Consider the following 12,839-nt stretch of genomic DNA (forward strand, 5'->3'; position numbering starts at 1 on the left):
TGCCCGATAGCGTTTTAAAACACACCAAGGTTGGTACTTCCCAGCCGCACAGGCGTGCCGCTATCATCATCTTCACAATCATGCAGTGTCGCAGTTGGGTAAATGCTTTTTAACTGTTCAAGTATTACCAACAACTGATTTTGAGCCGCTGCCAGCAGGTTGCTATTAAATTCTTCGTTACGCAGAGCTTGTAACCAGGTTTTCAACGCCTTCTCCACTTCAACCATCTGCAGATGATCAACCCAACATATTTTTAGGTGAACATGAGCCGGAGCTTGTTCGCGAATCAAATTCTCAAAAAAATTCCGAAAAGCAAGGTTTTGGAAACGTGTTGGCCAATAGGGCAATACTACCGAAGCTCTAAAAGAATAAGGATCTTCATCGGTGCAAGCCCCATGATCCTGATTGATGCAGATGTCTGGTAACGTCGAACTAGCATTGCGAGGGCGCAATAAAATGTGTTCGATTAGATACATACCCTCACTATCACAGGCTTCGCTCAACAGTACTTGGAAATAACGTGCAACAACCTCTTCTATTGCGTGGACGGCATCATTCGCGGTATCGAACATCACATCATGGATAAGCTCTACCCCACCAAAAACCAATGTAAAGAATACCGCCCCGGCACCGCCACTAGCATCAATAGTATAATTTTTTGGGTTTTTAACCCCGGAAAAAACAGCCCGCGCCTTTGCTACAGCCTGCTGCCTCGTGGCAAATATTTCTTTCGACTTAAATAGAATGTTCTGCTCTGAGTCTTTTATCTCAACACGGTAATCCCTTCCGTATTCTCGTGTATCGAAAATAATGTTCAATGGATGTTGAGGTAAACTTTCATCTGCAAGCGTTTCTTCACTTGCCTCCAATAACACTTCACCAATGCGCGTACGCACTTTATCAATATCGACGTTTAACGCATTTTCCTGGCTGTAGCGTTTATCGTGCTCCAATGACAATTCACCGACTACTATCCGCCAGATAGATTTGTCTTCGTCATTAACGTCGACAACAAAAGCGCTTTCCTCTGAAATTGACGGATATAGTAGTCGTGCAGTGTCCATTGCGAGCTCCCGGCTGGAAAAAAGCTCTACCGACTTAAATAACAGCCTGTTCGCGGCATCCTTGATTTCAACACGGTAGTCATCACCCACTCGGCGGGTATCCATAAGCGTACTAAAAAAAGCGGTGCAAGATAGGTTCCGGCGACTGTAGTCATCAAAGCCGGCTAGGCGGCCTGCTCGCTTTTCTAACCCTGAAACATTATGACTATTCCATACCTCACCCGGCGAGTCTGGCTTGTAATTAAACGCCTTATTTCGTTCCCGACTAAGTACGGGCTGCTGCCGCAAAAAATCAATTTTGTCGGCCATGAGTTCCTCAGATGTTTTTAAAGATCGCCCTCCTTGCTGCATCATTAACATGACATAGTCAGTGAATTTTTCTGAAAACCTTGCCAACAAATGATCCAATAAACGATGACGACGCTCAAAAAAAGCTTCTCTATCTTCACGTAAACTTGCGCGCTCCGCAGCATTCGAAAATAGCGCAGCATCCTGATAAAATTCATCCGCAAAAGTACCGCGCGAAGGCGCGATACCCGTGAGAAACTGACTGAAATAACTTTGCCCTAGATCCGACTCTATAGAATAAAGCTGTGGCAAATGAGCGAGCTGAGCAAGATAGTCGGCCAGTACCTGCTCAAAGACCATCAAATAACCCTTAAATTGGCGAGCTTGTGTTACCCGCTGGTGGTCGGCACTGGCTTCCAAGCCCGCCTCACCAATTTGGTAAGTCTGTGGAAAATCGTGCTGTACCGGGTAATGGCTCAGCGTGTTCCGGTAACGACCGGCGGGCACCGTCAGGCTTTCTTCAAGATTGCCATAGGCCTGCTTGCTAGCCAGCGCCCGCAAATGCCGCAGAGTAGCTTCGAACTCATCGGTTCTGGCAACAAAAGGCACTCCCTGCTTAAAAAATAGAATATTGGAGTTAGCAATGCTGAGTACAGGCTGGTGGCCGCTACTAACAGCAAGGCACCAGGGCTGAGCATCACCCATTGGCTGCCCAGCAGCGGAATATTTGCGTAAAGAAAGCGATTTAATATTTACAACATGCTCAATATCCATTAGCTCATTAATGATATCTGAGCTATGAATTATTGACCGTAACTCGGCCGCCTGTAAGTCTTCATCTAATATGAAACCGGGCTTATCAAAAACACGATCGCCATCGTGAATCAATTCATGATTTATGTACGGCCCGTTAAAAATGGTTTCTGCGGCTAAGCCTTTACTCAATAATTCACTCAACGCGTAAAAGGGTACGGGTGGATTCAGGTATTGCTCAATGGCAAAATACACCTGCGCTTGCACCTCCTCCAAATCGGCTTCTGGGCTGACCTCAATATCACTGCATACCGCCACATAGTCTGCAGCAACCGTTACTACAGCAGCAAAATCTTCACAAAGGTTGCGATTGTCCTGTAGCACAGCAACCGCTTTTCCTGTCCGCCGCTGAATCTCAGCCTGTTTGGCGGCGAAAGCTAAAAGAGGTGAGAACGAGGGCGAAGACAGCATTGCAACCCAATCGCTCTCGGCTATTTCTAGCGAGCCTAATTCTGCGAGTTGTACAACAACTTCAGGAAAGATCTCCTCCTCATAGGTAACACGAATATTGGCCGAGCGATTGGTGAATTGCTGTACCTCAATCGTCAAATCATTTAGTAGGTTATCAATGCTCCCCAGCCTGCCCCAGGCATTACTGTTAGAAACAGTATTTTCAGCGAACAACACTTGCCCTCGCTTACCTGAGAAACTGCCACCACGAAAATTTAGCGGCAACGCGGTTTCATTCATACTGCCCCACTCAACGTGTGGCTCAAACTCCAACCATACGTCGTACAAACCGGTCACTATAATCGGTATATTGCTACCGCTTTCTGCATTAAGCGTAGAGAAACTTAATGATCCAGCTAATGTGTCGACATAAACAGGTACTTCTGAACTAGGTGCTTCCAATCGCGGTTGCAACCAGGCGTTGCGAATGCCTTCTATTTTAAGTAGTAATTTTCGGTAGTCGAGAGGCGTTAATGGAGTGCTGGTTAATACATCTTGAGCGGGAAAAAAACTGGATTTTTCTGGTTCAGAAATAAACCCTGTTTGCCCGCTAAGGAGATCTGCGGTAGGGAATTCTGTACGATAGCCCAAATCTGTGATGGCATAGCACAAAAGCTCAAGGGTAGTAATGCCGGGGTCATGAAGGTTGTGATCTGTCCACAATGCACCGCTTAACTGACGGATAGTTTCTATACCCTGTTCACGCAGGGTGTCGAAATTTTGTGCGGTGTTTAAAACCTTGTTTCGCACCAGGGTTTGCCCACTCATGCCACCACCTCGGAAATTTCAACAATATCGTGCTGCGCATATGAGACCAAAATCGAACCCGCCGTAGATGTTCTAATAACGTCGGTATCCTGCCGCTTCCAGCCTTCGCTTGTATCTTCAATGTCGCGACGGTGGAACATTTCCACATCTTTAATAAAGTTAACGTAAGGTCGTTCTTCTATAAAATTGACAAGCGTCGATTTATACCAACTTCCGTTAAAATCTAATTCGGCATTGTGGTTGTAAGCCCAAGGCATCAGGTATTGATTAATCTCGCTGTTCAGCAACTTTAAATAATATCCGGTATCGAGAATGTGTACATGAAACGCCACCCAAAACTTAAGCTGCACCTCTTCTATTTTTGGGTTTTGTACTTCCAAACGCACAAATGGAGAAATACGTGCACGTAAAAAGGTGTTGATATCGGCCAACGTTTTGGTTGTTGTGTAGGGCCGATGAGGGTCGCTCGCAGAGTCGGCCTCTAACTTAGGAATAGGGATAACCAGCACCGCACCCGGGTGTAAGCCGTTTTCTGCTAGCACGCGTTTGTTTCCATCACGACACAAAGCGGTATGATTTAAACAACGCACTTTATAAACCTGCGGAAACCGTTGCAAAATCAGGTGTTCATAATCCCAAATTGTTACGGCCCTGTCTTTATGCCGTAATCGCTCACTCACGCGTAAATTAAAGGTGCTGTTATCTTCTTCTGGTTTACCGTCAACTGAAGGTAATGGTTGCGAGATACTTTTTATGGCTGTATCAGGTGTAACCAGGCGTGATATGGCATTTACGGGCAGTGGCGTAGCAAGCATATTATTAGCGTTATTATTATCTACCCAGCTAACCGATACACCCTGAGTATAAATACCCGTAAGCTTCGCTACTGCATCCGCATCGCTTGCAACAGAAAGCTTTAACCAATGAAGACCCGTGGGCAAAATAGCGTGTCGGGTGTCGGCGTCTATAGGCAACTCAAACGCAATGATACCGGAGCCCGCGAGAGCCGCGCTGCTATCGGCGATGTTCACTGTCGGGACCTCAATCCAGCTGTCGCCAGAAAGATAGTGCCACTGAAGGCTAGCCGGGTTTTTAAGCGGGTTTGCACTGCCCTCCACGGCCGAAAACAGCAACGATATTGATTGCGGAGGCTCAGCATTTTCCAAGCCAACATACAACTCTGCCTTCTCGTTAAGTGGGGGAAGAATACTATTATTAGTGGCAGCCGTTGCTAACGCGCCAAAGGGGTAATGATGAATAAATTGGCTAGGCCTGCCACTTTGGGTTTTATAGTTAAGGGTTAGCTCTGAAATAACCGGCGTATAAGGCTCTTTCGGAATGCCATTGTCATAATTCACCGAAGCATCTTGCGCAATTCCCGTTACTCCCGGTGCTTTTGCCATTACCGATAACGCATACTCCTTGGCGTATTGACGGTGGCCTAGTGCGTCCAGTAACTTAAAGCGCACAAACCCGGTTGAGCTAGAGGCCTTGCGTTGCTCGTCTAAGCTATCGAATGGCGTACTGGCGTTATCCACGGGAAGACTAATGCCAGCCCCCAGCAGCCCCAGGTTGACCAGCAATGTGTAGAATTCGTCATCTTCAAATAGCGAATCGAGTGTTTTTCCTGCAAGCAGAAGAAACAAAAGTGCAATTCCCAATAGCCCGTGAGCCTCTTCGTCCGTGGCGTGTACAAAAAAGGGAACCCGGTTCGCCTCCGTCTTCTTTTCCCATTTACCTTTTGTGAGCCACTCCACTTCGGTCCGGACAAAATATGCGAATTGCTCGCGACTGTAATGGGAGGTCCAACCGAACTTTTCCTGCCATTTTGGACGAAGCTCGATTGTTAATAGGGGCTTACTGAACAGTTCTTTGCCACCGACAATAAAATGATTGTTTTCTTTCGGTATAGGGCCAAAGGGCATAAATGGTTTTGCCGGGTCTAATGGACCATTATCATTACTTAGGCTGTAATTTCGACTGCTCCGAACTTCGGTTACCAATAAGCACTCGACAAATCGAAAATTTAACCACTCCTTAAAATTGCCGGCCTCTGGCTTTAACCATACGCGCAAAAGGGGAAGCGACGCATTAAAAGTGTAACCATGAATATCGGCACTATAGGGCGTTACGGCAGGCTGCCCACCATTCAGTGTTATGGTAAGCACCAAACTATTTCCAGATCGCGCAACGGTCAGCTGATTACTATCAAGCTGCAGCCATTCCTCTTCTGTAGTGAGGGCCGCAGCCAGACAATTCTGTATTCGTGTAGGAAAACCGGTCACCCCAGCAAAGCTAAGCGTGATGATTCTGTCACCATCCGACAGGCGCAATTTTTCGTCAGCGACGGCAAAACCCAGCGCTGCCAGGCTATTACTGTGAACAGGGCCAAAGGGCAACCAGGAGGGATCGTGCTTATCAAGCTTTTCGCCTTGACCATCGCTACTGTTGGTCACATCAGCTGTATATGCGCTGCTCTCGGTAGCAAGTTCATGATGATAAAAACTTTTTAACTGTGCAATTTTCGCTTGGTTAAAAACGGTATCATTTTCTAGCTCGTATATACGTTTCGTTCCATTATCATCTTTACCTGCATCAAAACGAGTACCGGCCTGCAATAGATATTCATTATGCTGACGCGCCAACTCCACTACCAGCGCTATGCGATCACCCTGTTTTGGCTGGTTTTTTAACTGAAGTACATCACGGTAATAGAATTCAAGATGACGGTCGGTAAACTGATTCAGTAATTGCTGTGGGTGGCGGTAGAGTTTTAGGAAAGTTAACCAAAGCCCATAAGAAGGCTCATGGTCATTACGCTGTAGAGATTCTTCCAACGCCGTACTGGCGATATCGATTACGAACTGTGTGGCACTTAAAAGATGTTCGACCGTGTTAATCAGTAAATTATAATTAAGCGCATCTTCGATTTGCTCTGCCACATTACTCGAAGCTTCAAAGGGCGCTGTATTGGCAGCCGTACTCACCAAAACGCCTGCATCCAAGCCGTCGAATTGATCAAATACTTGCTCCAACATCTGGGTACACGTTAATGCGGTTAACCGTTGTTGTATTTTTTCGGGGATAAGCGGTTGATCAAGGCCACTACTGGCATCCAAGTTTAGCAGCGTAGTATCAATTGCCGTATCGCCATAACCCGCCAGCTCCTGAATAGCCCCTAGATAGAAACTCAGTAATTGCCCCAACTCGCCTTCCAACTCCCTTGCCGCCCATTGCTCCATTTGGCGTAATAACGGTTCCCCAGGCGTAATGCGTTCTTTGCTGGTACTAATCTCGGTGAGCAACAGTAACGGAAGCTGCAGTAAAAGCGCAAAGTGCTCACGTAATAATTGTTCATCGGAGGCGCTTTTTAAATAATTTATCAGCTCGTCTTTAAAAGCTACAAATGGTTTTAACGGCGAGCTGGCAAGTGTTGCCAAATTAACGCTAATGTCTTGCTCAAAGAACGGCTGCCAATTGGCTTCTACGGGCGCACCCTCACCGTAAAATTTAATATTGGCCATGTAACGCCGGGCGAATAAAATAAAATCAGCTAGGCTCCGCTCATCGGCAACGAAATAGTCCGTTGCCAGGGCAGGAAGCTGGCGAGAGCTACGGTCTGTGCCACTACGCACCAACGGGTTTTTACGCTGACAGGGGTGGCTCATATTCCGCTCCCCTCATTAAGGTAAAACGGGTGCACAAAGTTATAGCGTGAGTTGGTGCCACGAACGGTGTATTCAATCTGTATACGCAACGTACCCAACTCAGAGGTGGTATCAAACGTTATTGGTTCGGCATCTATTCTGGGTTCGTGATAAAGAATAGCGGTTTCGAGCATGTTGCGAATATACGCAAGGTTACCGGTATTTAATGAATCGAACACCATGCTGTGCAAGCTGCACCCGAATTTGGGTTGCATAACTCGCTCCCCGAGCGCCGTATTAAAAATAATATGCAGGCTATTATTAATATCTTCATGCCCGGTAGTCATTTTTATACCATGGCTTGTACCGTCGAACTCCGGTGGAAAGCTCCAGCCTCGGCCGATAATATCATCCTGTAGTGCCATGCCTAGCCTCCAATGAGTACCGTTGGTTCTCCGACAACAATAGTGCCGCCATGGGCGGTTGAATCTCCCATTCGCGCTGCAGGCATTCCACCAATTAACACCGTTGACGAACCCGCAACAATGGAATCCGTTGGGCCAGAGCACAAAGCACTATCGCCAACACGGGCTGCGGGCATGCCCGCAATAAGTACTGTCGGCTCCCCAGCGGGAAGAATGGGGCCGCCAACGTGGGGCACCGGCCCAGGGCTCGTCATTGGGCATACATGCATATCGTTCACTCGTGCAGCGGGAGGCATTTTCTAACCTTATTAATTAATTTGAACTAGTGAGCCATTCACTTTGGTTACAGCACCACCTTCGAGCGAGGCATTGGCGCCTGCTTTTAAATCTAAGTTTGCGCTAGATTCTATGGCCACATTTGTACCCTTAATACTCACATCTTGCGCCGCTTCAATAGTGACATTGGCAGAGGACTGCAAAGCAATACCATCACTATTCAACGTGCAGCTATTGTCGTTCTGATCTTTAATAACAATACTGCCGTCATCTTCACTGATCACGATGGCATTACCTCCAGGGGTTTCCATGGTAAGACTTACGACATCGTCGTTAAAAACCAAACGCATACCTGAGCGAGTTATCCAGCCTTTTTCGTTATTGTCGTCGTTATCCGCCGCTATAGGTGCAGGCCGTGCGCTGCTGTATAAACCACCCAACACAATAGGCTGAGACGCATCGCCATCGGCAAAAGTAAGGACTACTTCGTCATCAATTTCCGGGCGAAATACACTACCCCTTTGATCGCCAGCATCTTGGCATACAAGCCGCGACCATACGCCAGAATGGTCTTCACCAAGAATAGGTATTTTGACCTGTATACGTTCCTCACCGTCTGGATCGTTGGCTAGCGCAACCACCTTACCAATGTGGACGCCCTGAGCTTGCTGTTCCCAAGCAGTATTACCACCCGCGGAACCTTGCACCTGCTCCATATGCCATTGGGGTTTTATACCCACTTGTATTGTGGTGAGCCAATTACCGCGTGAGCAACTGTGGGACACCCCACCAACAAACGCCAAACCATTAAAGCGCGCACCCAAGCCTTGCAGTTGCACCCAGTCACCTACGCCAACAGACGAATCACCTTGGAAGGTAACGGTACCTATAGTTTTTGAAAGCTGCTGTCGCTCTACTGCGGCATTTGCCCATGCCTGCAATGCTTGGGGGTTTACATTTCCATCTACGCTCAACTGTAATTGTTCACGCCCAACAGACTGGGCCAATTCGGTAGCGGAAATATCGCCCGGTTGCGGTAAACTAGCAGATCCATCCTGAGTGCTATTAGACTGCTCGGCCATTGCCCACGATTGCGCACTAGTCGCCGAAAATTGGTGTTCACCGTCAAGGTGTAAATCCAAATCTAGAATATTTTGACCGTAAGCCAATACGATCACAGGCTCGCTCGGTTCAAAACTTTTTATCTGCAACTGGCCGTTCTCAGTATTCACATACAAGCCATTACGTTCGGCTCGCTGAACAATCAAATCCCAATCCGTTTGTCTTAATTGAACAATATCGGTGTGGGTGACCGATGTATTTTCAACATCAGCAACTATCTGCTGGTTACTGGCAAGTAAATTAATGAGGTCGCTATCGGAAATAGCGCTGTAATGACCAGAGTGTGCACCCATAGCTAATTTGTAGGCAGCGTCGCGGCAACGCAGAATTAAGCGAGACTGGCCAGCTCGGGCCACTTTAATTTGTTGGCAAACCAACACACCCGTAAAAACAACATTTTCATTTGATCTATAGCCCAGCGCAATTTCAATTTCAGTTCCCGGTCGCATTTCATCTGTCGCACTCAAGGCGAAGTCCTGACTCGATGCTGAACCATCTATAAAAGCAATCTCTGCCGTAGCAATACGGTTGGCCATGCGACGAACATCCAAATACTCGAGTTTAAAGTCACCCGTAAGAACCTGTCCGTTAGCTTTTAGCGTGTAGGTTGTTAAATCACTTCCGCCCGGGCGTACTATTGCATTCACACGTTCCCCTCCCGGAGTGGAGGAAATTTTAACTGTGTACCAGCATCAATTTTTCTAACCGTATCCAAGCCATTAACAGCTGCCACCTGCAGGTAGTACTGGCTACGCTTATAAATATCAAAACTCAGCTTTCCTAGGTGCTCTGATTCGGTAACGTTATGCACGTGAGTAACATCCGGCGACATCAAATTACTGATGAGGTCCTGCAACTCCAGGGATTTATGTTCAAGAAACGTTGCTGAGATAACAGCCCGCAGTGGCGTGCCGTCTGCCCGAAATAACTTATAGTTGATGGTGTAACTTTTTAAAACACAGGTGGTAACAAATAGCCCCCACTGTAAAACTAAAAATCGGTTTCGATGGGTCTCACCGGTAAATCCGGTAGTAAGCTTAAAAAGCTCTATTGACGCAAACACATCCAGCGACACCCCTGAAGCACCCGTTCCATCCAGCAAAAAATCAAAGTTAAACTCCTGCGGCTCAACCTTAACCTGCTTGGCTTCGGCACCGTTTGCGCCCTGAGCCGTTTGCTCGGTGTTCAGCTTAATTTCGTTTTTTATACTCAACGTTTCGGGGTTAAACTGCGCGAAAAAAGGCGGGCCGGAGGGTAATCCACCTTGCACACTTTCTGCATCCAAAAAAGGAATGATCTTTAATTTATCGAGTAGACCTGTCGACATAAATCTTATCGCTCCCTCTCACGCTGTAATTGCTTCATTACTTGCTCAGCACACTCTCTGACCAATTCTTCTCTGTCGAAAGCGCTACGCTCGCCCCCCTGCCGTTGCGCCTCGGTACTGATTCGCTGCTCCACTTCGGCTGTTACAACTAGCTCATGAATAACGATCGGCATGGCAACTCCTCACTTTCTTCGCGTTAACCACTGGGTTAACTGACGGTAAAATACTGGTAAGCAAGATCCATCGATTCCACAACCAGCTCGCTATTTTCCGCATTAAAATCAGAAATTTGCCACTTTTTCGGCCAAGCGTTAATAAAACAATAGGTTTGCAGAGGTTCATGTTGCTCATTTAATAGCGTTACCCATACAGTTGCCGGCTTAATGTCGAGATCCTGAATGGCCGCTCGACACCATTTACCAACAGCCGAATCTTTTAATAAGCCGCGTTTAAGCACTAAGTCGGGATATTTAGCTCTAACAGGCAGCTTTTGCACAAAACGATTTTCGCCACCTTCAACGATTGTTTCCTCTTCGAGTTCCATATTGAGACCGGAAACCTCGCGAAAAAAGATATCGCTATCGCCAACATCATCCACACCAAATTCCACTCGAAAATGGAAACCAACCGGCGGGTAAAAGTCACTCATGGGTATTTACTCGTTTTGAATCGACAAACCTTCGTGTACCAATTCTACAGATTCAATAGCCACTTCATTACCATCAGATTTTAAATCCGTTGACTGAATTTTGGTGGGCCAGGCATTTTTTATTTTCCATACCATTACCGGCTCATGCTCTTCGTTCAACAAGCTGACCATTACATCACGCCGTTCGATGGTATTGAGTTTCACAGTGTTGTACCACTCAAAATATTCGTTATCGCCACGAAAAACCCCGCGCTTCAACGTTATATTGGAGAATTTTTGCAGCCCAGGCATTTTTAATTTGCTGTACTCGCTACTGGCACCGTGACGGTATTCAATAACCTCTGTTTCCACATCCAGACCACTGACTTCTGAAAACGAAATAGATTGACCGCCCCAGTCCACTTTAAAGTGGAATTTGGGCAATGGATAATTCGCCATAATCTTTCCTCAACCGGTAAATTCGGAATCACGCATTAACGTGATTATTAGGATTCCTGCATTTTGTGTGAGAACTGCAATACGATAAACTCAGCGGGACGAACAGCAGCCATACCAATTTCAACTATCATGTATCCATTAAGAATATCGTCCGCCGACATAGTTTGGTTAAGCCCCACCCGAACGTAAAAAGCATCTTCAGGCTTTGCCCCAGCCAAGGCTCCGTCTCGCCATTGTAAAACCAGAAAATTCTCGATCATTGTGCGAACTTTTGCCCAAGTGTTTGCATCGTTGGGTTCGAATACAAATGCCGAGGTGGCCTTTTTAACGGACTCTTCTACAAAATTAAAAAAGCGTCTTACAGGTACATAACGCCATTCATTATCATTACCGGCAAGTGTTCGTGCGCCCCATACAAGTATGCCCTTACCGGCAAAAGAGCGTATCGCATTTACCGATTTACCCGAAGTAGCATCCACGTTCAGGTCATCGTTGAGGTCATTCGTCACGGTTACAGCCGGTTTAGCGGCCATGGCAACACCAACATTGGCGGGGGCTTTCCAAACTCCACGACTTCCATCCACCCGTGCGTAAATACCGGCTACTGCACCGGAAGGTGGTAGCGTGACTTTCGCGTTAACCCGGATAAACGATTTAACAGCGTTATACACTTCCGTTTGGCCGTTAATTATCGATGGATCATTGATCGCAGTATCCGCAACGATTACACCCGCACCAGACGTTTCAGAGCCATCATCCGCAATACTAACAACGGTATGCGTAGCAATTTGAATGCTCGCATCGGTGGTTATAAAATTGATATTGGTATCCAAATAGGGGAAATAAGCCGCACCATATTTCACAATATCTTTATCTGAGAGCGTTGCACTTCTGAATGCTGAATTAACTTCGGCATTTGTATCTGTACCACCGACAATTGCGTTACGTACATCCGCTATGGTGAAACGGTCCTGTAATTTGGCGCAACTCGTTAACGCCGCGTTTACAATGTCACTTACATCACCATCCAACGCCACATGAGAGGCTCGATGGGAGCAAGCATCAGGAAACACGTAAAGAGTCGGCTCATCGTACTCTTCGAGCTTGGCTATGGCCGCCGTAAAGAGGCTAGAAGCATAGGCCGTTGAACTGGTATCACCAACAGAGACGATATAACAAGCACCGCCTCCGTTAGCGAAAAACATTTGCATGCTGTAATAAAGCAAATAATCAGGAATTCTCGGTGGCGTACCGTTAAAGGCCACACTGGTGCCAATAATTTTGCCCGACGAGGCTAACTGTCGTTGCGTAACCGCAACACTAAATGCTTGATTGGGCACGGAGCCAAAATGCTGTTCATATTCAAGCAGCGATGTAATGCGGGTAGGAATATTGGTTAGAGAGCCGGCGTTTTGGGTAAATCCGATAAAAGCCGGGATAGCTGTTTCCACGGCAGCAATGGCCGGCGGAAACTTGGCAATCTCTTCAATATAAACCCCCGGGGTCTTATAAAGAGCCATAGTCTTTCCTTATGCGCCTTTAAGGCATTGGTTGTAGGGAGTGTCCATTGCT

Annotated in this window: 10 protein-coding genes; all 10 read right to left on the reverse strand. The window is 46.8% G+C overall.

The genetic code is table 11. The features are described from left to right. Positions 1 to 14: 14 nt before the first annotated feature. The 10 genes from H5336_RS03255 to H5336_RS03300 are packed head-to-tail and all read right to left on the reverse strand — an operon-like array spanning position 15 to position 12,787. Entirely contained in the window at positions 15 to 3,383 is a 3,369-nt protein-coding gene (locus tag H5336_RS03255; protein ID WP_185231363.1) for a baseplate wedge protein, read from the reverse strand. Continuing rightward, a complete protein-coding gene (locus H5336_RS03260) occupies positions 3,380 to 7,051 on the reverse strand; it encodes a baseplate J/gp47 family protein (RefSeq protein ID WP_185231365.1) in 3,672 nt (1,223 codons plus the stop codon). Before H5336_RS03260 ends, H5336_RS03255 begins: the two co-directional genes overlap by 4 nt. Next, positions 7,048 to 7,455 carry a gp25 family contractile injection system sheath assembly initiator gene (locus H5336_RS03265; RefSeq protein WP_185231367.1) on the reverse strand — a complete coding sequence of 136 codons (408 nt, stop codon included), beginning with the start codon at positions 7,453 to 7,455 and terminating at the stop codon, positions 7,048 to 7,050. Before H5336_RS03265 ends, H5336_RS03260 begins: the two co-directional genes overlap by 4 nt. 2 nt (positions 7,456 to 7,457) lie before the next feature. Continuing rightward, positions 7,458 to 7,751, reverse strand: coding sequence for a PAAR domain-containing contractile injection system baseplate protein (locus H5336_RS03270; RefSeq protein ID WP_185231369.1), 294 nt, complete (start codon positions 7,749 to 7,751; stop codon positions 7,458 to 7,460). 12 nt (positions 7,752 to 7,763) lie between these two features. Next, a complete protein-coding gene (vgrG, locus tag H5336_RS03275; RefSeq protein ID WP_185231371.1) occupies positions 7,764 to 9,500 on the reverse strand; it encodes a type VI secretion system tip protein VgrG in 1,737 nt (578 codons plus the stop codon). Continuing rightward, complete coding sequence (locus H5336_RS03280) at positions 9,497 to 10,180, reverse strand: CIS tube protein (protein WP_185231373.1); 684 nt, start codon at positions 10,178 to 10,180, stop codon at positions 9,497 to 9,499. The genes vgrG and H5336_RS03280 overlap by 4 nt, the downstream gene beginning before the upstream one ends. A gap of 5 nt (positions 10,181 to 10,185) precedes the next feature. Continuing rightward, positions 10,186 to 10,353, reverse strand: a complete 168-nt coding sequence (locus H5336_RS03285; protein ID WP_185231375.1) for a DUF5908 family protein — start codon at positions 10,351 to 10,353, stop codon at positions 10,186 to 10,188. Positions 10,354 to 10,388: 35 nt separating this feature from the next. Continuing rightward, complete coding sequence (locus H5336_RS03290) at positions 10,389 to 10,829, reverse strand: phage tail protein (protein ID WP_185231377.1); 441 nt, start codon at positions 10,827 to 10,829, stop codon at positions 10,389 to 10,391. A 6-nt stretch (positions 10,830 to 10,835) separates the two neighbouring features. After that, the gene (locus H5336_RS03295; RefSeq protein WP_185231379.1) at positions 10,836 to 11,267 is read right to left on the reverse strand and encodes a phage tail protein; all 432 of its coding nucleotides are present in this window, start codon (positions 11,265 to 11,267) and stop codon (positions 10,836 to 10,838) included. 47 nt (positions 11,268 to 11,314) lie between these two features. Next, a complete protein-coding gene (locus H5336_RS03300; RefSeq protein ID WP_185231381.1) occupies positions 11,315 to 12,787 on the reverse strand; it encodes a contractile injection system sheath protein in 1,473 nt (490 codons plus the stop codon). Between the last annotated feature and the right edge of the window lie 52 nt (positions 12,788 to 12,839).

This window comes from Teredinibacter franksiae (assembly GCF_014218805.1).
Classification (GTDB): Bacteria; Pseudomonadota; Gammaproteobacteria; order Pseudomonadales; family Cellvibrionaceae; genus Teredinibacter; species Teredinibacter franksiae.